At 72.0% G+C, this 25,296-nt stretch carries 22 protein-coding genes; 14 read left to right on the plus strand and 8 right to left on the minus strand.

Features of this window, described 5'->3' with window-relative positions; translation table 11 throughout:
• Positions 1-103: 103 nt before the first annotated feature.
• On the minus strand, positions 104-454 hold the full coding sequence (locus K9S39_RS15345; RefSeq protein WP_248863901.1) for a DUF3817 domain-containing protein: 351 nt from the start codon (positions 452-454) through the stop codon (positions 104-106).
• Positions 455-673: 219 nt separating this feature from the next.
• Here K9S39_RS15345 and K9S39_RS15350 point away from each other — a divergent pair, with 219 nt between their 5' ends.
• The 4 genes from K9S39_RS15350 (at position 674) to K9S39_RS15365 (ending at position 3,363) form a co-directional block, all read left to right on the plus strand.
• On the plus strand, positions 674-1,312 hold the full coding sequence (locus K9S39_RS15350) for an AIM24 family protein (RefSeq protein WP_248863902.1): 639 nt from the start codon (positions 674-676) through the stop codon (positions 1,310-1,312).
• Entirely contained in the window at positions 1,312-1,995 is a 684-nt protein-coding gene (locus K9S39_RS15355) for an AIM24 family protein (RefSeq protein WP_248863903.1), read from the plus strand. Before K9S39_RS15350 ends, K9S39_RS15355 begins: the two co-directional genes overlap by 1 nt.
• Positions 1,992-2,765, plus strand: a complete 774-nt coding sequence (locus K9S39_RS15360) for an AIM24 family protein (protein WP_248863904.1) — start codon at positions 1,992-1,994, stop codon at positions 2,763-2,765. Before K9S39_RS15355 ends, K9S39_RS15360 begins: the two co-directional genes overlap by 4 nt.
• A 121-nt stretch (positions 2,766-2,886) precedes the next feature.
• Positions 2,887-3,363: a MarR family winged helix-turn-helix transcriptional regulator gene (locus tag K9S39_RS15365; RefSeq protein ID WP_248863905.1), complete on the plus strand. Its 477-nt coding sequence runs from the start codon at positions 2,887-2,889 to the stop codon at positions 3,361-3,363.
• Between the two features lie 79 nt (positions 3,364-3,442).
• Here the strand turns inward: K9S39_RS15365 and K9S39_RS15370 are convergent, their stop codons facing one another.
• Complete coding sequence (locus K9S39_RS15370; protein ID WP_248863906.1) at positions 3,443-4,861, minus strand: sensor histidine kinase; 1,419 nt, start codon at positions 4,859-4,861, stop codon at positions 3,443-3,445.
• The gene (locus K9S39_RS15375; protein WP_248863907.1) at positions 4,854-5,516 is read right to left on the minus strand and encodes a response regulator transcription factor; all 663 of its coding nucleotides are present in this window, start codon (positions 5,514-5,516) and stop codon (positions 4,854-4,856) included. Before K9S39_RS15375 ends, K9S39_RS15370 begins: the two co-directional genes overlap by 8 nt.
• Before the next feature lie 107 nt (positions 5,517-5,623).
• Here K9S39_RS15375 and K9S39_RS15380 point away from each other — a divergent pair, with 107 nt between their 5' ends.
• On the plus strand, positions 5,624-6,301 hold the full coding sequence (locus K9S39_RS15380) for a PepSY domain-containing protein (RefSeq protein WP_248863908.1): 678 nt from the start codon (positions 5,624-5,626) through the stop codon (positions 6,299-6,301).
• Between the two features lie 69 nt (positions 6,302-6,370).
• On the opposite strand, the gene meaB is transcribed toward K9S39_RS15380, so the two are convergent.
• Positions 6,371-7,330, minus strand: coding sequence for a methylmalonyl Co-A mutase-associated GTPase MeaB (meaB, locus tag K9S39_RS15385; protein WP_248863909.1), 960 nt, complete (start codon positions 7,328-7,330; stop codon positions 6,371-6,373).
• 84 nt (positions 7,331-7,414) lie between these two features.
• Positions 7,415-8,590: an acetyl-CoA C-acetyltransferase gene (locus tag K9S39_RS15390; protein ID WP_248868775.1), complete on the minus strand. Its 1,176-nt coding sequence runs from the start codon at positions 8,588-8,590 to the stop codon at positions 7,415-7,417.
• Between the two features lie 173 nt (positions 8,591-8,763).
• On the opposite strand from K9S39_RS15390, the gene mce reads away from it, so the two are divergent.
• From mce to K9S39_RS15425, 7 genes are all read left to right on the plus strand, one after another.
• Positions 8,764-9,204: a methylmalonyl-CoA epimerase gene (mce, locus tag K9S39_RS15395; protein ID WP_248863910.1), complete on the plus strand. Its 441-nt coding sequence runs from the start codon at positions 8,764-8,766 to the stop codon at positions 9,202-9,204.
• A 207-nt stretch (positions 9,205-9,411) separates the two neighbouring features.
• On the plus strand, positions 9,412-13,662 hold the full coding sequence (scy, locus tag K9S39_RS15400) for a polarized growth protein Scy (protein ID WP_283112322.1): 4,251 nt from the start codon (positions 9,412-9,414) through the stop codon (positions 13,660-13,662).
• Between the two features lie 114 nt (positions 13,663-13,776).
• Entirely contained in the window at positions 13,777-14,718 is a 942-nt protein-coding gene (locus K9S39_RS15405; RefSeq protein WP_248863911.1) for a coiled-coil domain-containing protein, read from the plus strand.
• Positions 14,719-14,921: 203 nt separating this feature from the next.
• Positions 14,922-15,908, plus strand: a complete 987-nt coding sequence (locus K9S39_RS15410; protein ID WP_248863912.1) for an ABC transporter ATP-binding protein — start codon at positions 14,922-14,924, stop codon at positions 15,906-15,908.
• Between the two features lie 2 nt (positions 15,909-15,910).
• A complete protein-coding gene (locus K9S39_RS15415) occupies positions 15,911-16,684 on the plus strand; it encodes an ABC transporter permease (protein WP_248863913.1) in 774 nt (257 codons plus the stop codon).
• Positions 16,685-16,808: 124 nt separating this feature from the next.
• Positions 16,809-18,029, plus strand: coding sequence for an ABC transporter ATP-binding protein (locus K9S39_RS15420; RefSeq protein ID WP_248863914.1), 1,221 nt, complete (start codon positions 16,809-16,811; stop codon positions 18,027-18,029).
• Positions 18,026-19,231 (plus strand): ABC transporter permease subunit, encoded by a 1,206-nt coding sequence (locus K9S39_RS15425; protein ID WP_406707941.1) that lies wholly within the window; start codon positions 18,026-18,028, stop codon positions 19,229-19,231. Before K9S39_RS15420 ends, K9S39_RS15425 begins: the two co-directional genes overlap by 4 nt.
• A gap of 15 nt (positions 19,232-19,246) precedes the next feature.
• On the opposite strand, the gene K9S39_RS15430 is transcribed toward K9S39_RS15425, so the two are convergent.
• On the minus strand, positions 19,247-19,567 hold the full coding sequence (locus tag K9S39_RS15430) for an ATP/GTP-binding protein (protein ID WP_248863915.1): 321 nt from the start codon (positions 19,565-19,567) through the stop codon (positions 19,247-19,249).
• A 188-nt stretch (positions 19,568-19,755) separates the two neighbouring features.
• Here K9S39_RS15430 and K9S39_RS15435 point away from each other — a divergent pair, with 188 nt between their 5' ends.
• Positions 19,756-20,796, plus strand: coding sequence for an LLM class flavin-dependent oxidoreductase (locus K9S39_RS15435; protein ID WP_248863916.1), 1,041 nt, complete (start codon positions 19,756-19,758; stop codon positions 20,794-20,796).
• Positions 20,797-20,884: 88 nt separating this feature from the next.
• On the opposite strand, the gene K9S39_RS15440 is transcribed toward K9S39_RS15435, so the two are convergent.
• Entirely contained in the window at positions 20,885-21,277 is a 393-nt protein-coding gene (locus K9S39_RS15440; RefSeq protein WP_248863917.1) for an SCO5389 family protein, read from the minus strand.
• 248 nt (positions 21,278-21,525) lie between these two features.
• On the opposite strand from K9S39_RS15440, the gene nucS reads away from it, so the two are divergent.
• The gene (gene nucS, locus K9S39_RS15445) at positions 21,526-22,188 is read left to right on the plus strand and encodes an endonuclease NucS (protein ID WP_248863918.1); all 663 of its coding nucleotides are present in this window, start codon (positions 21,526-21,528) and stop codon (positions 22,186-22,188) included.
• A gap of 241 nt (positions 22,189-22,429) precedes the next feature.
• Here the strand turns inward: nucS and K9S39_RS15450 are convergent, their stop codons facing one another.
• Entirely contained in the window at positions 22,430-25,021 is a 2,592-nt protein-coding gene (locus tag K9S39_RS15450; RefSeq protein WP_248863919.1) for an ATP-binding protein, read from the minus strand.
• Positions 25,022-25,296: the final 275 nt, after the last annotated feature.

A 25,296-nucleotide genomic window follows, 5' to 3' on the forward strand; every position in this document is an offset into this window, starting at 1 on the left:
AGGTACCCCCACGCCCTTCAGGCAGTGGGGGAGCAACGGCGGGACAGCCGAGGATGCCGGCTCAGGCCGAGCGCAGCGGACTGCCGGCAACGGCGAGCGCCCATCACGCGTGAATGGTCCCCTCTCGGCGTGCACGGGCCGCGATCACCCCGGCCTCCTCCTCGCGCTTGAGGACGCGGTCCCCGTACAACCCCCCGAAGGGCAGGATCGCGAGCACGAAGAAGAAGGCGACGCGCTTGAAGGACCACTTGGTGCGGTTCCACACGTCCAGCAGCAGCACCACGTACGTGATGAACAGCAGGCCGTGGATCATGCCGAGCGGCATCACCAGGGAGTCGTAGTCGAAGGCGATCCGGAAACCTGTGCCGAAGATCAGCAGCGCCGGAAAGGAGAGCGCCTCCGGAATGGATGCCAGGCGCAGTCGGTGCAGGGCGGCAGCGGTCTTGATGTCCACGGGAACCTCGTTCGGACGGCTTTGGGAGGCGGCAAGGTGCTTGTGCGCGCCTTTGTGCAAGAGTTCACAAGCTGTGCCCCATTGTTACAGCCGCCCCGACGATCACCGCGCCGGGGGCGGGTCAGGGGGCGGCGTCGGCGGTGCCTCAGGGAAAAGCCCGGGTCGGGTCAGGGGCAAGGAACCTGCACCGCGCGGCTCCGGCCGACTACCGTCTACCGCGTGGCTCAGTTTCGGCTCCAGGGGAGCAAGGTGCTCGCCGTCGATATGACGGGCGATGCCGTCAAAGCGAAAAACGGTGCGATGGTCGCGTACGACGGCCAGATGTCGTTCAAGAAGATGACCGGGGGCGGCGAGGGCCTGCGCGGCATGGTCACCCGTCGTCTCACGGGCGAGCAGATGGCCGTGATGGAGGTGAAGGGGCAGGGCACCTGCTATTTCGCCGACCGCGCGAGCGAGATCAACCTGCTGCGGCTGCAGGGCGAGAAGCTGTACGTCGAGGCCAGCAATCTGCTGTGCACGGACGCGGCGCTGCGCACCGGGACGACGTTCACCGGGCTGCGCGGCACCTCCCAGGGCAACGGCCTGTTCACCACCACGGTCGAGGGCCAGGGGCAGGCCGCGATCACCTCCGACGGCCCCGCGGTGGTCCTGCGGGTCACCAAGGAGTCCCCGCTCCAGGTCGACCCGGGTGCCTATGTCGCGCACACCGGCGACCTCAAGCAGCACTTCCAGTCCGGGGTCAATTTCCGCACGTTCATGGGCGAGGGCTCCGGGGAGGCGTTCCAGATCCGGTTCGAGGGCGAGGGCCTGGTGTACGTCCAGCCCAGCGAGCGCAACACCGTGGGCGGTGAGGTCTGATGCCGTTCACGGTCCTCAACTCCCGCATGGTGGAGGCCCGGATCGAGCCGGGCCGGCGGATGTTCAGCCAGCGCGGCGCGATGCTCGCCTACCGCGGCGAGGTCTCCTTCACCCCCAACATCCAGGGCGGCCAGGGCGGCATCGGCTCGATGATCGGGCGGCGGATCGCCGGGGAGGCCACGCCGCTGATGACCATCGAGGTCCCCCAGGGTCGTGATGACCAGTCAGGCGCCCGCACCGCAACGGTGATGTTCGGGCACGGCGGGCATCATGTCGAGGTCATCGATCTGACGGGTGAGACGCTGTATGTCGAGGCCGACCGGCTGCTGGCCTTCGACGGGTCGCTGGAGCAGGGCACGATGTTCATGGGCTCGCAGGGCGGGGTGATGGGCATGGTGCGCGGTCAGGTCACCGGGCAGGGCCTGTTCACCACCACTCTCAAGGGCCATGGTTCGGCGGCGGTGATGGCCCACGGCGGCGTCATCCAGCTGCCGATCACGCCCCAGCGCCCGGTCCATGTCGACCCGCAGGCGTATGTCGCGCACCGCGGCGAGGTCCGCAACAGACTGTCCACCGCGCTCGGCTGGCGCGACATGGTCGGCCGTGGCTCGGGCGAAGCCTTCCAGCTGGAGCTGTCGGGACAGGGCACCGTCTACGTACAGGCGTCGGAGGAAAAACTGTGACCGGTCCCGTCGTCCACGACGTCCACACGCTCCCGGCCGATGACAACGTCAATCCCTACGCGTTCGGCGTGGAGCTCAACGGCCAGTGGTTCCTGCAGAAGGGGAAGATGATCGCCTACTACGGGCGGATCGACTTCCACGGCATCGGGCACGGCCACCTCGACCGGCTGATCGCCGGTGCATTCCATTCGCCGTTGCACGCGGCGGACTGGGTGGTGGCCGAGGGCCAGGGCAAGATGCTGCTCGCCGACCGTGCCTTCGATGTGAATTCCTACGATCTGGAGGAGGGCAACCTCACTATTCGCGCGGGCAACTTGCTCGCCTTTCAGCCATCTCTGTCACTGAAGCAGTCGATCATCCCGGGCTTTCTCACCCTGATCGGCACGGGGAAGTTCGTGGCCGCCTCCAACGGCGAAGTGGTGTTCGCCGAACCGCCCATCCGGGTCGATCCGCAGGCGCTGGTGGGCTGGGCCGACTGCCCCTCCCCCTGTCACCACTATGACCACCAGTACCTGCGCGGATTCCTGGGCGGGCTGCGGGCGCACACCGGTATCGGCGGGACCTCGGGCGAGGAGCACCAATTCGAGTTCGTCGGCGCCGGCACGGTCCTGCTGCAGTCGACGGAGCGGCTGATGCCCGAGCCGGCGACCGGCGCGGTGCCGGACGAGGCGGGGGTGCCGGGCGGGGGCGGTCACGCCCCGCAAAGTGGCTCACAACTGCCGCAGTTGCCCGGCGGCCTCGGGGGGCTCCAACGTCGCTTCGGGCTGTGAGCGATACTCTGCGCACGGTGACCTCGAACGTCTGACCAACACCCGGAACCGATGCCCGGCCGAGGTCCGCCGCCGCCCTCGCGATTAATTCATATTTCAACTTTACGGGTAGACTTCATCCATGACGACCGACAGCGACACCCCCTGGCTGACCGACCAGGAGCAGCGTGCCTGGCGCACTCATCTGGACGTCAGCAGGCTGCTGATGCACCGGCTGGAGCGCGATCTCCAGCCGTTCGGGCTCACCAACAACGACTACGAGATCCTGGTCAACCTCTCCGAGGCCGAGGACCGCCGGATGCGGATGAGCGACCTGGCGACCAGCACCCTGCAGTCCAAGAGCCGTCTCTCGCACCAGATCACCCGCATGGAGAACGCCGGTCTCGTCCGCCGCGAAAGCTGCGAGTCGGACCGCCGCGGTCTGTACGCCGTCCTGACCGACGAGGGCTGGGACACCATGCGCCGGGTCGCCCCGCACCATGTCGAGTCGGTACGCAAGCACTTCATCGACCTCTTCACCGCGGAGGACCTGGAGGCGCTCCGTACCGCGCTGATCCCTGTGGCCGAACACCTCAGGGCAACGCGCGACAGCCTCTGACGGCCCGCCGCGGCCCCGGGCGCGGGGGCCGCGGCATCCGACGCTCCCCGAGACTCCGTCCGGGCCCCCTCGCCGCCGCTCAGCCGCCCGCCAGCGGCAGCCGCAGCTCGAACACCGACCCCTCCCGTACGGCCAGCGAGCCACCGTGCCGCATCGCGACATCCCGCGCGATGGCCAGCCCGAGCCCGGCCCCGCCGTCGTCCCGCGCCCGCGCGTCGTCGAGCCGGACGAACCGCTCGAAGATCCGCTCCCGGTCCGCCTCCGGCACACCCGGCCCGTCGTCGTCGACCCGCAGCACCGCCCAGGCCCCGTCGCGCACCACCTCGACCCGCACCGACGCCTCGGCATGCCGCTGCGCGTTGTCCAGCAGATTCCCCAGGACCCGCGCCAACTGGCTCCGGGATCCCGCCACTTCCCCGCTCGTCAGCGGCCCCACCCGCACCGGAATCCGGTCGGTGACCCGCTGCGACGTCTCCTCGCGGACCAGCGCCGCCAGATCGATCCGGGTGTCCGAGGGCCGCTCCCCCGCGTCCAGCCGGGCCAGCAGCAGCAGATCCGCGGCCAGCCGCTGCAGCCGTACGGTGTCCTCCACGGCGCCCGGCACATCCAGCAACTCCGGGTGTGCCGCGGCCACTTCCAGCTGGGTGCGCAGGCTCGCGATCGGGCTGCGCAGCTCGTGCGAGGCATCCGCGACGAACCGCCGCTGCCGCTCCACGGACGTCTCCAGGGCCGCCAGCGTCTCGTTCGTCGTCCGCGCCAGCCGGCCGATCTCGTCCTGCGAGCTCGGCACCGGCACCCGCCGGCTCAGGTCCGTACTGGCGGTGATCGCGGCCATCTCGGACCGGATCCCCTCCACCGGGCGCAGCGCCCGCCGGGTCACCAGCCACGTCACCCCGGCCACCACCAGGAGCAGCAGCGGCAGCCCGATCAGCATGGCGTCGCGCACCGTGGCGACGGCGTCCTGTTGCGGTGCCAGCGCGGCGCCCGCCTGTACGGTGGCCTTCGCCCCGCGGGTGTCCTTGGCCTCGACGGACGCGAACCGGTAGTCGGCCTCCTTGCCGTCGACGGTGGCGGTCCCGTCCCGGTGGTGCACCTCGTCATCGACCTCACCGGGCCTCAGCCTGGTCTCGTCGTCATCGTCGTCGTCATCGTCCGACGGTCCCGGTGGGGTGCCCGCCGGCTTGCCCACCGCGCCGACGGGCTTGCCGTCGATGGCACGTACGTCGTCGCCGGCCGCGAGCACCCGCCCGTTCCCGCCGACGACGACCACCGGATGGTCTTCGCCGTCGGGCAGGTCCAGCTTGTCGTACGCCGTGCCCGTCGCGATCTGCGAGGCGACGTCGCGCGCCTTGACCTCGGCCTCCAGCTCCGCCTGCTTGTGAAGGTTCGAGCGCAGCACCAGCAGCAGCGCCGTGGCGGCCGCGACCAGGGCCAGCGCCACCACCAGCGTCGCCCCGGCCGACGCTCTGGCGCGTACCGAGCCCAGCACCCTATTCACCGGCCACCAGCCGATACCCCGCGCCGCGCACCGTCACGATGGCCCCGGCGCCGAGCTTGCGGCGCAGCGCGCTCACATACACCTCGATGATGTTGAGATCGCCCTCGTAGGCGAAGTCCCAGACGTGCTCCAGGATCTCCGCCTTGGAGACGACATCGCCCGCCCGCAGCGCGAGCTGCTCCAGCACGGCGAACTCCTTGGCGGTCAGCGTCACTTCCGCGCCGTCCCGCTCGACCTTCCGGGTGCCCTGGTCGATGGTGAGCGACCCGACCCGCAGCACCGGCTGCGCGGCCTTGCCGCGCCGCCGCAGCAGCGCCTTGACCCGCGCCACCAGCACGACGTACGAGAACGGCTTGGTCAGATAGTCGTCGGCGCCGGTGTCCAGCCCCTCGGCCTCGTCGTACTCGCCGTCCTTGGCGGTCAGCATCAGGATCGGCACGTCGTTGCCCGCCGCCCGCAGCGCCCCGCACACCCGATACCCGTTCATCCCGGGCAGCATGATGTCCAGCACGATCAGGTCGTACGCGCCCTCGCTCGCCTGGTGCAGCCCCTCCAGGCCGTCGTGCACCACATCGACCGCGTACCCCTCGGCCGTCAGGCCCTGGGCCAACGACCGGGCCAGCCGCTTCTCATCCTCCACGATCAACAGGCGCATGCGACCAGCCTCCCACCCCGCACCTGAAGAACTCTTCAGGTGCCTTCAGCTCCGCTTCAGCTTCGTTCGGCGAGTGTGGTCCTACAACCGATCACCGGGGAGAAGCAATGAAGCGCAACATCATCATCGCCACCACCGCCGTGGCCGCCCTCATAGCCGGCGGCACGGCCACCGCCGTCGCGGTCAACGGTGACGACGAGCCGGGCGGCGCGCAGACGTCGGCACAGCTCGCGGCGCAGGACCAGTCCAGCATCCGTGTGCAGGACGACGACCGGGACGACAACGACCGGGACGGCGGCCTGGAGGACCTCCGCGAGGCCAGGGCCGCCAAGGTGAGCGCACCGGACGCCGCGGCCGCCGCGCTGAAGGCCGTACCGGGCACGGTGACCGAGCTGGACCTGGACGAGGACCGTCCGGGCCTGGTCTGGGACGTGGATGTGCTGGGCCAGGACAACAAGTGGCACGACATCACGCTGGATGCCGGTAACGCGCGGGTGCTGAACCACCACATCGACCACGAGGACGATGACGAGCACGGTCAGGGCTATGTCCGCGACCAGCTGAAGGGCGCCAAGACCGACGCCGCGGGCGCGGCCCGCACCGCCGCCGCGGCGCACGGCACGGTGACCGCCGTGGACCTGGACGACGACTACGGGCCCAAGGCCGTCTGGGAGGTCGAGACGGTCACCGAGGACGGCACGGAGCACACAGTCCTCGTCGACCCGCAGTCCGGCAAGCTGACGGCCGCCCCGGCGCAGGACGACGGCGACGACGGCGACGACTGACCGGCAGCGGTCGGCGGGAGCCGTACCAGGGAGCCGGCCCGAGGGCCGGCAGGGGGCTGAGCCGCGCGCTCAGCCCCCGTTCGTCAATCCGTCGACCAAGTCGTCCGCCGCCCGGTACGGGTCCGTCTCACCGGACACGATCCGCTCGGCGAGCGCGTCCAGGCGCTGATCACCGCGCAGATCGCCGATCCGTTCGCGCAGCGCCGTGACCGCTATCGTCTCGACCTCGCGGGCCGCCCGGGAGCGCCGGCGCCGCTCCAGCACCCCGCGCTCCTCCATCCAGGCCCGGTGCTTCTCCAGCGCCTCGACGACCTCGTCGACGCCTTCCTCACGGGACGCGACCGTCTTGACGATCGGCGGCCGCCAGTCCCCCGGCGCCCGCGACTCGCCCAGGCCCAGCATGTGGTTCAGCTCCCGGGCGGTGGCGTCCGCGCCGTCCCGGTCCGCCTTGTTGACGACGTAGACATCGCCGATCTCCAGGATCCCGGCCTTCGCCGCCTGGATGCCGTCGCCCATCCCGGGGGCCAGCAGCACCACGCTGGTATCGGCCTGCGCGGCGATCTCCACCTCGGACTGGCCGACCCCGACCGTCTCGACCAGGACGACGTCACAGCCCGCCGCATCCAGCACCCGGATGGCCTGCGGCGCGGCCCAGGCCAGGCCGCCCAGATGGCCACGGGTCGCCATGGAGCGGATGTAGACGCCCGGGTCCGAGGCGTGCTCGCTCATCCGGACCCGGTCGCCGAGCAGCGCGCCCCCGGAGAACGGCGAGGACGGGTCGACGGCGAGCACCCCGACCCGTTTGCCGGCCTTGCGGTAGGCGGTGACCAGCGCGGACGTGGTGGTGGACTTTCCGACGCCGGGCGAGCCGGTCAGCCCGACCACATAGGCGCCGCCGGTGAGCGGGGCCAGCGCGGCCATCACCTCGCGGAGCTGCGGTGACGCTCCCTCCACCAGGGAGATCAGCCGGGCCACCGCCCTCGGCCGGCCCTGCCGTGCCTGCTCCACCAGCTGCGGGACGTCCACCATCGCTGCCCGTCTCCTTCGGCTTTGCTGTTACGCGTTGGCTGCCGGGCCCGGCCGTGCGGATCTCCGCGCCACCGGGCCCGTCGCTTACTTACCCGGGACGCGGATGATCAGCGCGTCACCCTGACCGCCGCCGCCGCACAGCGCGGCCGCGCCCGTCCCGCCGCCCCGGCGCCGCAGCTCCAGCGCGAGATGCAGCACGATCCGGGCGCCGGACATACCGATCGGGTGGCCGAGCGCGATGGCACCGCCGTTGACATTCACCTTTTCCGGGGAAACCCCGAGATCCTTCATTGACTGCACGGCGACAGCCGCGAAGGCCTCGTTGATCTCGATCAGGTCAAGATCCCCGACGGTCAGCCCCGCCTTGCCCAGGGCGTGATTGATGGCGTTGGACGGCTGCGACTGGAGCGAGTTGTCCGGGCCCGCGACATTGCCGTGCGCGCCGATCTCCGCGATCCACTCCAGGCCCAGTTCCTCGGCCTTGGCCTTGCTCATCACGACGACGGCGGCCGCGCCGTCCGAGATCTGCGAGGACGTACCGGCGGTGATCGTGCCGTCCTTGGCGAACGCCGGGCGCAGCTTGCCCAGCGACTCCGCCGTGGTCTCCGCGCGGATGCCCTCGTCCTTGCTGAAGACGACCGGCTCGCCCTTGCGCTGCGGGATCTCGACGGGCGTGATCTCGGCCTCGAAGAGCCCGTTCTTCTGGGCGGCGGCGGCCCGCTGGTGGGAGCGCGCGGCGATCTCGTCCTGCTCGGCGCGGCCGATGCCCAGGCGGGTGTTGTGCTTCTCGGTCGACTCGCCCATCGCGACGTTCTCGTAGGCGTCGGTGAGGCCGTCGTGGGCCATCGAGTCGAGCATCTGCACGGCGCCGTACTTGAAGCCCTCACGGGACTTGGGCAGCAGATGCGGCGCGTTGGACATGGACTCCTGGCCGCCCGCGACGACCACCTCGAACTCTCCGGCCCGGATCAGCTGGTCGGCCAGCGCGATGGCGTCGAGGCCCGAGAGGCAGACCTTGTTGACGGTGAGCGCGGGGACGCTCATGGGGATACCGGCCTTGACGGCGGCCTGCCGGGCCGGGATCTGGCCCGCGCCGGCCTGCAGGACCTGCCCCATGATCACGTACTGCACCTGGTCGCCGCCGATGCCCGCCCGGTCCAGCGCCGCCTTGATGGCCGCACCGCCCAGGTCGGCTCCGGAGAAGGTCCGCAGGGACCCCAGCAGGCGGCCCATGGGGGTACGCGCCCCCGCCACGATCACTGAGGTGGTGTTGTTCGTGCCGTTCGTTCCAGACATACGGTGCGGCCTTCCTTTGCAGGGAAGTTAACGAGGGTTCCCGTCAATGTACTGAGCAGTACGCCCCGGGTCACCGGAAAGCCGGTGTGACGGCGCGCACGTTGCGTAACCGGCCGTGCGAGCGGTGCACTGGAGCCATGCTGACGCGAATCGACCACATCGGGATCGCCTGTTTCGACCTCGACAAGACTGTCGAGTTCTACCGTGCCACGTACGGCTTCGAGGTGTTCCACACCGAGGTCAACGAGGAGCAGGGCGTCCGGGAAGCCATGCTCAAGATCAACGACACGTCGGACGGCGGCGCCTCCTACCTTCAGCTCCTGGAGCCCACCCGCGAGGACTCCGCCGTCGGCAAGTGGCTCGCCAAGAACGGTGAGGGCGTCCACCACATCGCGTTCGGTACCGCGGACGTGGACGGGGACTCCGAAGCCATCCGCGACAAGGGCGTACGCGTCCTCTACGACGAGCCCAGGACCGGTTCGATGGGGTCCCGGATCACCTTTCTGCACCCCAAGGACTGTCACGGAGTGCTCACCGAACTCGTCACCGCGGCGCCCCCCGCCCCGACGGACCACTGACCTTCGCGTTCCCCGGCCGGTAGAGTGCAGCCTCGGCCGGGGTAAGGGAGTGGGGCTCGGTCCATACTCTGCCGATGATCTGACACCATTTCTTCGGAAGGGTCAGCTCCAGATGCGCGGATCCGGTACAGCATGACGTGTACGGGACGAGCGCGAGCAGGACGGAGAAGGCCGCCACCATGACCAGGGGACGGATGGGACCGCGCAGTGCGGGGCAACGACCGCTACGAGGCTGACGACCACCTCTCGCAGTTCGAAGCCGAGATGGAGCGGCTGAAGACCGAGCGGGACAAGGCCGTCCAGCACGCCGACGACCTCGGCTACCAGGTCGAGGTGCTGCGTGCCAAGCTGCACGAGGCACGTCGCAACCTCGCGACCCGCCCTGCCTACGACAACCTCAGTCACCAGGCCGAACAACTGCTGCGCAACGCGCAGATCCAGGCCGACCAGCTGCGCTCGGACGCCGAGCGGGAGCTGCGCGACGCGCGGGCGCAGACCCAGCGGCTGCTGCAGGAGCAGGCCGAGCGGCAGTCCCGGCTGGAGGCCGAACTGCACGCCGAGGCGGTCGCCCGCCGGCAGCGGCTGGACGAGGAGCTCAACGAGCGCCGGCAGACCGTCGAATCGCATGTCAACGAGAACGTCGCCTGGGCCGAACAGCTGCGGGCCCGTACGGAGTCCCAGGCCCGCCGGCTCATGGAGGAGTCCCGGGCGGAGGCCGAGCAGGCGCTGACCGCCGCGCGCGCCGAGGCCCAGCGGCTGATCGAGCGGGCCCGTGAGCGGCTGGGCAACGAGGCGACGGAGGCCCGTGCCGAAGCGGAAAGCGTCCTGCGGCGGGCGCGGACGGACGCCGAGCGGCTGCTGAGCGCCGCCTCCGACCAGGCCCAGGAGGCCACCGAGCAGGCCGAGCAGCTGCGGACCGCGGCCGGCGCCGAGTCGGAGGAGGCGCGCCGGCAGGCCGCGGAGCTGACGCGGACCGCCGAGACCCGGATCCAGGAGGCTGATACCGCGCTGCGCGAGGCGCGTGCGGAGGCCGAGAAGCTGGTCGAGGAGGCGCAACAGTCCGCCGCCAAGCGGCTGTCGGCCAGCGAGTCGGAGAACGAGCAGCGCACCCGTACGGCCAAGGCGGAGATCGCGCGCCTGGTCGGCGAGGCCACCAAGGAGTCCGAGGCCCTCAAGGCGGAGGCCGAGCAACTGCGCGCGGACGCCCGTGCGGAGGCCGACCGGCTGGTCGCCGAGGCGCAGGAGTCCGCGCGCGCCAAGGCGGCGGAGGACTCCGCGGCGCAGCTGGCGAAGGCGGCGCGGACCGCGGAGGAGATGCTGACCAAGGCGTCGGAGGACGCCAAGGCCACCACCAAGGCCGCCGCGGAGGAGGCCGAACGGCTGCGCAAGGACGCCGAGTCCGAGGCGGACCGGCTGCGTGAGCAGGCGCATGACACCGCCGCCCAATTGAAAGGCGCGGCGAAGAACGACACCAAGGAGTACCGCGCCAAGACCGTCGAACTCCAGGAGGAGGCACGGCGGCTGCGCAGCGAGGCGGAGCAGCTGCGGGCGGACGCGGTCGCCGAGGGCGAGCAGATCCGCAGCGAGGCCCGCCGGGAGGCCGTCCAGCAGATCGAGGAGGCGGCCGGCACCGCCGAGGAGCTGCTGGGCAAGGCCAAGGCCGATGCGGAGGAGACCCGTTCGAGTGCCGTCGCGGAGAGCGAGCGGGTCCGGACGGAGGCCATCGAGCGCGCCACGGCGCTGCGCCGGCAGGCCGAGGAGGCGCTGGAGCGGGCCCGCGCGGAGGCCGAGGAGCTGCTCACCGAGGGCGCCCAGGCCGCGGAGCTGGTGACGTCGGAGGCCGAGGAGGCCGCCGGCCGGCTGCGCGCCGAGGCCGAGGAGGCCGTCGAGGAGCGGCGGACGGAGGCGCAGGCCGAGCTGACCCGGCTGCAGTCCGAGGCGGAGGACAAGGTCGCCGCCGCCGAGGAGTCACTGCGCGAGGCCCGCGCGGAGGCGGAACAGCTGCGCCGGGAGACCCAGGAGGAGGCCGCCCGGCTCAAGGCGGAGGCCGCGGAGCGGCTGCGGACGCTCCAGCAGCAGGCCGAGGAGGAAGCCGAACGGCTGCGCGCGGAGGCCGCTTCGGACGCCTCGGCGACGCGCGCCGAGGGCGAGTCGGTCGGCGCACGGCTGCGCAGCGAGGCCGCGGCCGAGGCGGAGCGGCTGAAGGAGGAGGCGCAGGAGACCGCCGACCGGGTGCGCGCGGAGGCGGCGGCCGCCGCGGAGCGCACCGGTACGGAGGCCGCGCAGTCGCTGGCCGAGGCCCAGGAGGAGGCCGCGCGGCGGCGCCGGGAGGCCGAGCAGCTGCTGGGCGAGGCTCGCGAGGAGGCCCACCAGGAGCGCACCGCGGCGCGCGAGCAGAGCGAGGAGCTGCTGGCGTCGGCCCGTACGCGGGTGAGCGAGGCGCAGGAGGAGGCCGAGCGGCTGGTCGAGGACGCCGACCGGCGCGCGGGCGAGCTGGTGGCGGCGGCCGAGCAGACGGCGCAGCAGGTGCGGGACGCGGTCTCGGGTCTGCACGAGCAGGCCGAGGAGGAGATCGCCGGGCTGCGGTCGGCGGCCGAACACGCCGCGGAGCGCACCCGCTCGGAGGCGCAGGCCGAGGCGGACCGGGTCCGCGCGGACGCCTACGACGAGCGCGAGCGGGCCTCGGCGGACGCGACGCGGGTGCGGCGGGAGTCGCAGGAGGCGTCAAACGCCGCGAAGGCCCTGGCGGAGCGGACCGTCACGGAGGCCATCGCGGAGGCCGAGCGGCTGCGCACGGAGGCGGCCGGCGTCCTCGACGAGGCACGCAAGGACGCCAACACGGCGCGGTCGGAGGCCGCCGAACAGGCCGACCAGCTGGTGGCGGAGGCGACCGCGGAGGCCGAGAAGCTGGTCGCGGACGCCACCGCGAAGGCGCGGCAACTGCGTACCGACGCGTCGGACGCGCTGGCGTCCGGGGAGCAGGACGCGGCGCGGGCCCGTGCGGAGGCGCGCGACGACGCGAACCGGATGCGGGCGGACGCCGCCGAGCAGGCCGAGCGGCTGATCGCCGAGGCCCGTGCGGAGGCCGAACGGATCGTCACCGAGGCCACCGAGCTGACGTCTTCGGCGCAGGACGACGCGGACCGCACCGTCCGTGAGGCCCAGCAGGCCGCGGACCGGCTGCGGGCGGACGGCGAGCAGCGGGCGCAGGCCCTGGTCACGGAGGCGACGGAGTCGGCGGACCGGCTGCGGGCCGAGGCCGCCGAGGTGCTGGAGAACGCGCGGACGGACGCGGAGCGCACCGGGGACGAGGCGCGCAAAGCGGCCAACAAGACGCGTTCGGACGCCGCGGAGCAGGCCGACGAGCTGCTGTCGGAGGCCGCCGGCGAGGCGGAGCGGCTGCGGGCCGAGGCGGCGGAGACCACCGCGGAGGCCGAGCGGGACGCGGACCGTACCCGTGCCGAGGCCCGGGGGCACGGGGACCGGCTGATCGCGTCGGCCACCGCGGACGCGGACCGGATGCGGGCGGAGGCGGCCGAGACGGTCACCTCCGCGCAGGAGCACGCCACCCGTACCCGCGCCGATTCCGCGAAGGTCAAGGAGGACGCCGAGGCCGAGGCGGAGCGGCTGCGGACGGAGGCGCAGCAGGAGGCGGACGGGCTGCTGGACGAGGCCCGCAAGGACGCCGCCAAGCGCCGCGCGGACGCCGCGGAGCAGGCCGACCAGCTCATCGCCAGGGCCCAGGAGGAGGCGCTGAAGGCGGCCACCACCGCCGAGGAGCAGGCCGACACGATGGTCGCGGCGGCTCGCAAGGAGGCCGACCGGATCGTCACCGAGGCGACAGCCGACGGCAACACTCGCGTCGAGAAGGCCCGTACGGACGCGAATAACCTGCTGGGTGAGGCGCGTGGCGACGCCACGGCCATCAGGGAGCGCGCGGAGGAGCTGCGGGTGCGGGTCGAAGCCGAGGTCGAGGAGCTGCACGAACGGGCCCGCCGGGAGTCCGCGGAGGCGATGAAGAGCGCCGGCGAACGGGTCGACAAGCTCGTCGCGCAGGCCACCGCCCAGCAGGTGGCGGCCGAGGAGAAGGCCGAGAAGGTGGTGGCCGACGCCAACAGCGAGGCGAGCAAGGTCCGGGTCGCCGCGGTGAAGAAGGCCGAGGGCCTGATCAAGGAGGCAGAGAACAAGAAGGCCGAGGCCGTGCGGGACGCGGAGCGGATGCGTACCGAGGCCGAGGCGGAGGCCGCCCGGATCGTGGCGGAGGGCAAGCGCGAACTGGAGGTCCTGGTGCGTCGGCGCGAGGACATCAACACCGAAATCTCCCGTGTCCAGGACGTTCTGGAAGCGCTGGAGTCGTTCGAGGCGCCAACGGGGGGCGCGGAAGGTAAGAACGGGGGCGTCAAAGCCGCCGCGAGCGCGGGTGCAACTCGTTCGAGTGGCAAGCAGTCTGAGGGGTAGCCACTCGAATGAGGGGTCATTCTCCAGATCAATCGGGCATTGACTCGAAGACACGCCGTAGTGACCCCTAGGATTCCCCTTATCACCTCACCGGTCTCTTTCGACAGGAACCCCATGAGCGACACTTCCTCCCCCTTCGGTTTCGAGCTCGTGCGGCGTGGGTACGACCGCGGTCAGGTCGACGACCGCATTACAAAGCTCGTCGCCGACCGCGACAGCGCACTGGCCCGTATCACCTCGCTGGAAAAGCGCATCGAGGAACTCCACCTCGAAACGCAGAATGCCCAGGCCCAGGTCAATGACGCCGAGCCGTCCTACGCGGGCCTCGGTGCGCGCGTGGAGAAGATCCTCCGTCTCGCCGAGGAGGAGGCCAAGGACCTGCGCGAGGAGGCCCGCCGGGCCGCCGAGCAGCACCGTGAGCTGGCCGAGTCGGCCGCCCAGCAGGTCCGTAACGACGCCGAGCAGTTCGCCGCCGAGCGCAAGGCGAAGGCGGAGGACGAGGGCGCCCGGATCGTCGAGAAGGCCAAGGGCGAGGCGTCCTCGCTGCGCGCCGAGGCACAGAAGGACGCGCAGTCCAAGCGCGAGGAGGCCGACTCCCTCTTCGAGGAGACCCGCGCCAAGGCCGCACAGGCCGCCGCCGACTTCGAGACCAACCTCGCCAAGCGCCGGGAGCAGTCCGAGCGCGATCTGGCCTCGCGTCAGGCCAAGGCGGAGAAGCGTTTGGCCGAGATCGAGCACCGCGCCGAGCAGCTCCGTCTGGAGGCCGAGAAGCTCCGTACGGACGCCGAGCGCCGGGCCCGCCAGACGGTGGAGACCGCGCAGCGCCAGGCCGAGGACATCGTGGCCGACGCCAACGCCAAGGCCGACCGGATCCGCAGCGAATCGGAGCGCGAGCTGGCGGCGCTGACCAACCGCCGCGACTCCATCAACGCCCAGCTGACCAACGTCCGCGAGATGCTGGCGACGCTGACCGGCGCGGCCGTGGCCGCCGCGGGCGCCCCGGGCGCGGACGACGAGGCGATGCCCCGCGGCGTCCCCGCCCAGCAGACCCGCTGACTCCCCCAGCTGACGCTGGGGGGCGACCCCCAGGAGGTGCCCCCAGGCGGGCTTCTCAGAGCAGCGCAGCGCGCCCCCGTACCGCCTCTCCCCAGGCGAGTGCGGGGGCGCGGTCGTATGGTGCAGGGGCGCGGTCGTGGGGTGTGGGCCGGGCGACTGTGCCCCGGTGGCGGGGGCTTCCGGCCGCCCGTAGCGTGCTGTGCATGATCGAGCTTGAGGGGCTGACCAAGTACTACGGCGACACCCTCGCCGTGGACCACCTCACGTTCACCGTCCTGACCGGGATCGTCACCGGCTTCCTCGGCCCCAATGGCGCCGGCAAGTCCACGACGATGCGGATGATGCTCGATCTGGACAATCCGACCGAGGGCACGGTCCGGATCGACGGCAAGCACTACCGGCAGCTGGACGATCCGCTGACGTACGTCGGCGCGCTGCTGGACGCGAAAGCGGTGCACGGCGGCCGCAGCGCCTTCAACCATCTGCTGTGCCTGGCGCAGAGCAACGGCATTCCACGCGCCCGGGTCGGCGAGGTGCTGGACACCGTCGGGCTGAGTTCGGTCGCCGGAAAGCGCTCGAAGGGCTTCTCACTCGGGATGAGCCAGCGGCTCGGCATCGCCGCGGCGCTGCTCGGCGACCCGAAGATCCTGCTGTTCGACGAGCCGGTCAACGGGCTCGACCCCGAGGGCATCCACTGGATCCGCAATCTGATGAAGAACCTCGCCGCCCAGGGGCGCACCGTCTTCGTCTCCTCGCACCTGATGAGCGAAATGGCACTCACCGCCGAGCACTTGATCGTGATCGGGCAGGGCCGGCTGATCGCGGACACCTCGATGGCGGACTTCATCCACCGGAACTCGCGGTCGTACGTCCGGATGCGGTCGCCGGAGCAGGAGCGGCTGCTGGACGTGCTCCACGGCGAGGGCATCGAGGCGGTGGCGGTCGGCAACGGCTCGCTGGAGATCGACGGGGTGCCCGCCGAACGGCTGGGCGGGCTGGCCGCCCGGCACCAGCTCGTCCTGCATGAGCTGAGTCCTCAGCAGGCGTCGCTGGAGGAGGCGTTCATGCGGCTGACCGCCGGGTCGGTGGAGTACCACGCACACGACGGCGAACCGGTGACGGCCCGGACCGGGCCACCGGAGCCGGCCCAGGGCGGCTGGGGCGCGGACTGGCGGAAGAAGGGCGGCTGACGATGGCGGAGGTGTCGCGGGTCCTGCGGTCGGAGTGGACGAAGATCAAATCGGTGCAGTCGACGGTGTGGACGCTGGGCGCCGCCGTACTGGTCACCATCGCGCTGGGCATGCTGATCTGCATTCTGGTCAGAAAGGACTTCGGGGCGCGGTCGGCCAGGGAACAGCTCGCCTTCGACCCGACCAACGTCAGCTTCGCCGGGATGTCGCTGGGCCAGCTCGCGATGATCGTCTTCGGTGTGCTGGTGGTCTCCAACGAGTACAGCACCGGCATGATCCGCACCTCGCTCGCCGCCGTACCGCAGCGCGCCACATTCCTCTTCTGCAAGCTCCTGGTCGCCACCGCGCTGATCCTCGTCGTCGGCCTGGTGACCAGCTTCGCGGCGTTCTTCGCGGGACAGGCGGTGCTCGGTGACCAGCGCGCCTACCTCAGCGATCCGGGGGTACTGCGCGCGGTCATCGGCGGCGGGCTCTATATGACGCTGATCGCGCTGTTCTCCATGGGGGTGGCCGCGATGCTGCGCGGCCCGTTGCTGTCGCTCGGCGTCCTGATGCCGTTCTTCTTCCTGATCTCCAGCATCCTCGGCAATGTCTCCGCGACCCGGAAGGTCGGCCGTTACCTCCCGGACCAGGCGGGCCAGAAGATCATGCAGGTGGTAACGCCGACGGCCGACCCGGTGCCGTACGGGCCGTGGGGCGGGCTGGCGATCATGGTGGGGTGGACGGTCGCGGCGTTGCTCGGCGGATTCGCACTCCTGCAGAAACGTGACGCATAACGCCGACCCCCACGAAAGCGCAGCGGACCCGCTGTGACGGGAACCGTCAAGCGCCCGATAGCCTCCTAACCCTCACGGGGGCACGAGGCCGCCTCTGCCCCGACCAACTCGCGAGGGGCGGAGAATGATCGAGGCAGTCGGCCTGACGAAGCGCTACGGCGCCAAGACGGCCGTGCACAACCTGTCGTTCCAAGTACGGCCGGGCACGGTCACCGGCTTCCTGGGGCCCAACGGCTCCGGCAAGTCGACGACGATGCGCATGATCCTGGGCCTGGACGCCCCGACTTCGGGGCGCGCCACCATCGGCGGCCGCCCCTTCCGGCAACTCCCCAACGCCCCCCGCCAGGTCGGCGCGCTGCTCGACGCCAAGGCCGTGCACGGCGGCCGCAGCGCGCGCCAGCACCTGCTCTGCCTGGCCCAGCTGTCCGGCATACCGGCCCGCCGGGTCGACGAGGTACTCGGCGTGGTCGGCCTCCAGGACGTGGCCAAGCGGCGCTCCAAGGGCTTCTCGCTCGGCATGGGCCAGCGGCTCGGCATCGCGGCGGCGCTGCTCGGTGACCCGCAGGTGCTGCTCTTCGACGAACCGGTCAACGGCCTCGACCCCGAGGGCATCCTGTGGGTGCGGAATCTGATGAAGCAGCTGGCGGCCGAGGGCCGTACGGTCTTCGTCTCCTCGCATCTGATGAGCGAAATGGCGCTCACCGCCGAGCACTTGATTGTGATCGGCCGTGGCCAGCTGATGGCGGACATGTCGGTCAAGGACTTCATCTCGGCCAACTCCGCCGACTTCGCCCGGGTGCGTACCCCCGACAGCGAGCCCGAGCAGCGCGAGAAGCTGACCTCGACACTGGCCGAGGCGGGCGGGCAGGTCGTGGCCGAGAAGGACGGCGCGCTGCGGGTGAGCGGGCTGCCGCTCCCCCGGATCAGCGATCTCGCGCATGAGGCCGATATCCGGCTGTGGGAGCTGTCGCCGCACCAGGCGTCGCTGGAAGAGGCGTATATGCAGCTGACGCAGGGCGCCGTGGACTACCGCTCGACGGTGGACCAGCGCGCCGGGCTGCAGGAGGCGCCGGCCGGTTACGGGCCGCAGGGAGGCGTTCCGCAGGGATATGCCGTCCCGGGGTACACCCCCGGTCAGCCGAACCCGTACACCCAGCAGGCGGCCGGTGCCGCTCCGGGGCAGGGGTATCCGCCGCCTGCCCAGGGTCACCCGTACGGGGCCGAGCCGTACGGCGCACCCCACCCGTACGGGCAGCAGCCGCAGGCCCCCGCGCCGATGCCGCCCTCCGCTCCTGCGCCCGCCCCCGCTGATCCCGCCACGCCGCACCCCGAGGACGCCCGATGACCAGCCCTCAGCAGCCGCAGCCGCAGCCTGAGCCGAACGCCCCCGCCGCCGCACAGGCTCAGCCGATGCCGCCGGCCCCGCCCATACCGCCGGCCGCTCCGCCTCAGCAGCAGCCGCAGGCCCAGGGCCGGCCGCAGGCGGGACGGCCCGACGAGCCCGCGCCCGCCAAGGAAGCGGGCACGATGATGCTCCAGGCCCAGCCGCTCCCGGAGGCCCAGCCCCAGGCCCCGCAGCCGCTCGCGGCCCACGGCCCGGGCAACGGCCCGGGCAACGGAGGCGGCACGATGATGCTCCAGGCCGCCCAGCCCCCGGCCCCGGCACCCCAGCCTCAGCCCGCGTACGCCGGAGCCGGCGCACCGCAGGGCCGGCCCCCGCAGCAGCCGGCCCCCAACTGGCAGTCCGGCGGCGCCGGTTATGTCTCGCCGATCCCGGTACGCCGTACCCACCTCGGCCACGCGCTGGCCTCCGAGTGGACGAAGATCCGCTCGGTGCGCTCGACGATCTGGACACTGAGCGTGATGGTCGTGCTGATCCTCGGCATCGGCCTGCTGGCCGCCGTCGCGCTCAGCAGCCCGGACCGCGAGGTGCAGCCCAAGCTGGGGTTCTCGTTCCTCGGCGTCCTGCTGGGCACCCTGTGCGTCATCCCGCTGGGCGTGCTGGTGATCTCCTCCGAATACGGGACGGGGATGATCCGCACCACCATGACCGCCTGTCCCGGCCGGGCCCGGGTGCTCGCCGCCAAGGCGATCGTCTTCTTCGGGCTCGCCTTCGTCATCACGACGATCACCACGACCCTGGTCGCGCTGATCTTCGACGGCATGCTCTACGGCCCGGATCCCACGTCCGATCAGTGGTTCCGCGCCACCGTGGGCGTCGGTCTGTATGTGTCGCTGCTCGGCCTGCTCGCCCTGGCGGTGGGCTCGCTGCTGCGGCACTCCGCGGGCGCCATCAGCGCGATGCTCGGTGTGGTACTGCTGCCGATGCTGCTCGCGGTCTTCATGCTCGGCTCGGAGAGCCTCAAGGAGGTCAGCAAGGCGCTGATCACGTACTCGGTGCCCAACTCGCTGGCGACGCTCTACGACAACCCGTTCCTGGGTACGGAGACGGGCCCGCAGGGCTGGGGCCCGCTGTGGATCCTCGCGGGCCTGACCGCCGTCGTCCTGGGCGGCGCCTTCGCGGCCCAGGCCAAGCGCGACGTGTAGCCGCCCGACGGGAAATCAGTACCTCGGCGCATTACGGGACCGCTGGAGCCGTGCGCTCCGGCGGTCCCGTGCTTTCCAGCACGCTGTGTGCCAGTGCCTGCGGTCGTCGACATCGCCGTCCTGCGGCCAGGCGACGACATGCGGTACGCCGGGCGGGATCTCCTGGTCACAGCCGGGGCACCGGTAGTGCTTGGCGGCCCCGCCGCTCCCGACCGGCCGGACCACCCAGTTCTCACCGCGCCACTCTTCCGTACTCCCCCAATGAGCGCTGGGCGGCAGCCCCGTGCGGCCGTTGGGCTTCGCACCGCCCCGCTGGCGGTTTCGACGCGGAGACACTGTGCACCTCGGGAAATCTCTGGGGTCACGGGCTGTCACCAGCGTACGCGGCCCGGTATCCGGAAGGTGTCGCCCGGGGCATTTCTGTGATCATCGGGAAAATCGGCCCCAGGCCGTGCCCTTGGCACGTGTCACACGTTGTTGCCTGTAAGGGGGAAGTCGCGTCGGCTGCGAGGAGGCAGAGAGCGATGCGCGTTGGGGCTTTCACCCTGGCCGCTCAATTCCCCGGTCAGGGACAGGGGGAAGCACTGCACCGCGCGGTGCGCTCCGCGGAGGTCGCGGAACAGTCCGGTCTCGATGCCGTCTGGCTGGCGGAACACCACTTCGTGCCGTACGGCGTCTGCCCGAACGCGGTGACGCTGGCCGCGCTGCTGCTGGGCCGCACCCGCCGGATCGGTGTCGGGACCGCCGTCAGCGTACTGCCCACCCAGCATCCGGTGGCGCTCGGCGAGCAGGCGGCGCTGCTGCATCTCACCTCCGAAGGCCGCTTCACACTCGGCGTCGGACGGGGCGGCCCGTGGGTGGATCTGGAGGTCTTCGGCACCGGTCTCGCGGCCTACGACCGTGACTTCCCGGAGTCGCTCGATCTGCTGCTGCGCTGGCTGCGTGAGCCCCGGGTCGGCGCGGCGGGCGAGCGCTATGCGTTCCGTGAGGTGGCGGTGGTGCCGCGGCCGGATCAGGCGCTGGACGGTCCGGCCGCCGGGGCGGCGGGGCCGCCGGTGGTGCTGGCCTGCACCTCTCCCGCGTCGGTCCGGCGGGCCGCCGAGCGCGGGCTGCCGATGCTGCTGGGCATGCACTGCGGCGACGAGGAGAAGGCGGAGATGGTCGCGCTGTGGCGGGCGGCCGCGCTCGAAGCCGGCCGGGACGGCGACGAGGTGGCCGCGGCCGAGCATGTCTCGGCGGGGGTGGTGCAGATCGCCGACGCCCGCAGGGACGCGAAGGAGACGCTGACGAAGGCGCTGCCCGGGTGGCTGCGGCAGGGTCTGGGCGCGCATGTGACGGTCGACGGCCGCTATCGCGCGATGCGTGATCCGGTGGCTTATACGGAGCTGTTGTGCGGGCTGCATCCCGTCGGCCCGCCGGGGCTGTGCGCGGACCGGCTGGCGGCGACCGCGGAGCGTACCGGCATCCGGCGGTTCGCCCTGCTCGTCGAGGGCTCCGGCGATCTCGCCGCCACCGAGGAGAACGTCCGCCGGCTCGGCTCCGAGGTGCTGCCCCAGCTGGGGTGACCTCAAGGGGTCGGCACCGGCGGTGCGGTTGCTGCCGCTGACGCACGGGCTCGTACCCACGCGTTGGACGCAGCGGCAGCAACTCCGTTCAGCAGTCGCGGAGTTCGGGCGACTGGTTCAGCAGCTGACCCCGAATGGAGGTGAATCGGGCCAGGCGGTCGTCCGCCGCCGTGCCGAGCGGGAAGACCGCGACCCGGTGGCAGTTCTGGAAAGCGAGACGCACACCGAAGTGGCGCTCCAGCGAACCGCGTATGGCGTCACTCGCCAGCGCGCGCAGCAGCTGGCCGCGCGCCTGCTCGTCCGGCGGGGGCGTCTGATTGTCGGCGAACTCGCCGCCGTCCACCTTCAGCTGAGCCACCAGAGAGCTGATCATCCCCCATGCGTAGGGCAGGGAGTTCCGGACGCAGTCGACAAATGCGGCTTCGTCGACCTCGCCTCGCTCGGCCTGTTCGAGGAGGGCCGGTGAGACGTCGAGCGACATGAGGTTCTCCTCTCGCGGCCCCGCCGGGACGGGACCTCAGGGATGGGACAAGGGGAAATCGCGACAGAGCGTGTTCGCCTCACGACCCCCTGCTTCAACGGTATGCCGCGCAACAGGCCCGCACCAGGAGATTGCACATACAACCGGCCATTACCGAGCGCCGGGGGTGCGGCGGTTTCCCCCGTAAAAGCACCATGATCCAAGGGCGAATCGCGCCGGTGCCCCCCGGTCGAGTAGCGTGGCGCACCATGCGTCTCGTCATCGCCCGCTGCTCCGTCGACTACGCGGGCCGGCTCACTGCCCATCTCCCGTCGGCCCCCCGCCTCATCCTGGTGAAAGCGGACGGCTCCGTCTCCATTCACGCGGACGACAGGGCCTACAAACCGCTGAATTGGATGTCCCCGCCCTGTTCCCTCAAGGAGGGGGACGACGGTGTGTGGACGGTGGAGAACAAGGGCGGCGAGAAGCTCATCATCACGCTGGAGGAGGTCCTGCACGACTCCTCGCACGAGCTCGGCGTCGACCCCGGCCTCATCAAGGACGGGGTGGAAGCGCACCTCCAGGAGTTGCTCGCGGACCGGATCGAAACCCTGGGCGAGGGTTATTCACTGATTCGGCGTGAATACCCCACCGCCATCGGACCGGTGGATATCTTGTGCCGGGACGCCGATGGCCAGACCGTCGCCGTCGAGATCAAACGGCGTGGCGAGATCGACGGTGTGGAACAGCTCACCCGCTATCTTGATCTCCTCAACCGCGACCCGCACTTGGCTCCGGTGCAGGGGGTTTTCGCGGCTCAGGAGATCAAGCCGCAGGCGCGGGTGCTGGCCACCGACCGCGGGATGAGCTGTGTGGTGCTGGATTACGACGCGCTGCGCGGCATCGAGGACGACAAGCTGCGGCTGTTCTGACCCGGGCGGCCCCGTAGGGGTGTCGTCAGACTCCCTGCCCCAGCCAACGCTGGGAGGTGCCCCCAGGCTGGCGACGCCCTACGGGCGAACGGCGGGAGTCTGACGACACCCTCTAAGGCCCGCAGCACATTCACGAACGCGAAGGCCCGGTACGGCCGGCCCGCCCGAGTGGCGGCCGGTGCGTAACGGGCCTTTGTGCGGTGCGTAACGACTACGGTGCGTAACGGCTGCCCCGGGTGCGTCAGACCGTCGGGGTGTCCTGGCCGGCGGCGGACGGGCTGCCCCCGGCGGACGACTCGGCGGACGACGAGGACATGCCGTCGGTCGGCGCGCTGGTGTCCGGGGTGCCGGACGCGCTGGTGGTGGTGTCCGGCGGGCTCGTCGGCGGATCCGTGGGGTCGCCGGTCGGCGTGGGACCTGTGGGGTCGCCGGTCGGCTCGCCCGTGGGCGTCGGCTCGGTCGGCTTGCCGGTCGGCGTCGAGGACGGCGGGGTCGGCCTGCTGGTGGGTGTGGTGGGCTTGCCGGTCGGCTCGGTGGGCCCGGACGTCGGCCCCGTCGGCGCGGTGCTGGGGGCGGTCGGCGAGCCGCTGGTGGCGTGATCGCTGGGGGACGCGGAGCGGCCGGCCCGGTGGCTCGGCGTGCCGGGCTCGGACGTACGGGGGCCCGACGGCGCCAGGCTCGACCCGGGCTGCTCGGGGAAGCCCGGGGTGTCGTCGCCCGTGGTCTGCTCGGTGGTGACGTGGTCGCCCTTGGCGCCGTCGCCGCCGGAGGTCGCGCCGATGGTGACGACGGTGCCGAGCACGGCCACCAGCAGCGCCCCGGCGCCGGCGGCGAGCAGATTGCGCCGCCCGGCGCGGGACGCCTTCGGCTTGGCCGGGATGCCCGCACTCCCGCCGGCGGAGTCTGCGGCGGCGCTCGCGAGGGCCGCGGTGGCGCCGATGCTCCGGCCCGGGACCGTCGGTGCGGTCTCGTCGGGGCGCTGGGCCCGCAGCACCGTGGTCGGCACTCCGTCCGGGGGCGTACCGGCCCCCTCCGGCCGCGTGTCCGGCACCGGCGCGCCGGCGGTCACCTTGGGGAACCCGGTCTTCGGGGTGGTCCCCGAGGCGGCCCGCATACGGTCCGTGACCAGGGCGAGGGCCCGTCGTCCGGCGACCGCGCCCGTGCGGTCGGAGAGCACACCGCGCAGCCCGATGGACGCCTCCAGCTCGGCGCGCGCCCGGTCGAGGCTGCCGGTGCACAGCGCCAGCACACCCAGCTCGTGGTGGAAGTACGCCTCTTCGGCCACCTCGCCGGCCAGCCGCGCGGCCTCCTGGCCGTGCCGCAGGCTGCGCTCCCAGGCGCTCCAGTGCTGCGCCGCGGCGAACGCCGGGGCGGCCGTATGGGCCAGCAGCACGGCCGCGCTGGCGTGGCCGGACTCCCGGCTGCCGGTCAGCACGCCCATCGCGGCCAGCACCGCGTCCGCCTCGGCGGCGGCCCGCTCCGGGGTGACCGAGGGGTGCCCGGCCCACCAGGCGTAGTGCTGGGCGGCGGTGTGGGCCCGCGCGGCGGCGCCCGCTCCGTAGCCGGCGGCCGTCAGCTGTTCCAGGACGGTCGTGGCGAGCCGGTAGTGGGTGCCGACCGGGCTGATCAGCCCGCAGCCGAGCAGCTCGCCGAGGGCGGTGTCGGCGTGGGTGTCCTCGGTGAGCGCGGGCAGATGCGCCTGGTGCGGCAGCTCGCCGCCGAGAGCGACCGCGAAGCGCAGCGTCTCCTGAGCGGCGGAACCGAGCCGGGTGGCGAGCAGCGGGGCGGGCGAGATGGCGTCGCCGAGGGAGGGCAGCGGGGCGTCGGGCCGGTCGGCGGGGGCGCCGTCAGCCGGGGCGGAGACGGCGTCCTCGGTGTCCTCGGTGTCCTCGGGGAACAGTCCGTAGCCGTCGTCCAGCGCACCGGGCCCGGCCCGCAACCCGTCGCGCTGCCGCAATAGGGCCGCGGCCTGCACGAACCGCAGCGGCAGCCCCTCGGACTCGAACCACAGGTCGCCGGCCCAGGACTCTTCGTCGTCGGTCAGCGACCGGTCCACGGCACGCTCCAGCAGTCGTGCGCAGGCGTCGCGACCGAGCCCGCCGACGTAGACCTCTTCGAGGTGCGAGTCCGGGCTGGGCGCCGCGACGTCCGGGGTGGCGGTGAGGAGGAACGCGCACTCGGGGGTCGCGGCGAGCAGCTCGTCGAGGGCGGCGCCGCCGAACTCCAGGTCGTCCAGGACGACGATCGCCCCGATGTCGGCCACCAGCCGCAGCAGCTCCGGGCGGTCGGGGCGGTACTGCGGGGCGCGGTAGACGGCGCCGAACAGCGCGTGGATCAGATCGGTGGAGTTGCGGTGGTGGCCGGAGAGCCGGACCACCCCGTCGGGGGCGACCTCGGCGCAGGCAGTGGCGACGGCGTCCAGCAGCCGGGTGCGGCCGGAGCCGGAGGGGCCGGTGACGCGTACGGACCGGCCGCGGGACAGCAGCCGCACCAAGCGCTCGATCTCCTCGGAGCGCTCTTCGAGCGGGATCTCGTGCCCGGCGAATCCGGGCTGCCCCGGGGGCAGCGGGGGTGCCGCGGCACGGTCTGCCTCGGCGCGTTCCTGCGGGGTGAGCTTCGTGGGCGCGGCGGGGCGCTGTCCGGGCGGGCAGGGCTCTATCTCACTGCCGTCGACGGGGTTGACGGTGACGAGGTAGCCGTCGGCGACGAGCCGTACCACGCGGGCCTGCCCGCCGGAGCCGCCCTGCGGGGCACCGAACGCGGGTGCCGGCGGTTCGGCGGGGCGGCCCTGCGCGCCGTTCTCCTCAGGCCCCCGGTGGGTGTTCGGGTCCATGCTGAAAGCTCCCAGTGACGTGCCGACTGCTCATCCGGCCGTCCGCCCTCCCCCGGCTCCGGCCGGGTCGTTCTCAGCCGTCGCGTCTGGTCCGGTCCCGCCGTGGCCGATGGCATACGCCGGGGAACCTGACGATAGCCCTGGAGAGCGGACCGACGCATCGCCGGGGTCGGGTGCCGACCGGAATCTCCCGGTACCGCGGAGATCGCTCGCTTTTGCGGCGTTTCGGCCGGTCGCCCCGGACCGGCGGCAGCCCCTTCCCTCCGCCGCGGCAA

Origin of the sequence: Streptomyces halobius, assembly GCF_023277745.1 — a bacterium.
Classification (GTDB): Bacteria; Actinomycetota; Actinomycetes; order Streptomycetales; family Streptomycetaceae; genus Streptomyces; species Streptomyces halobius.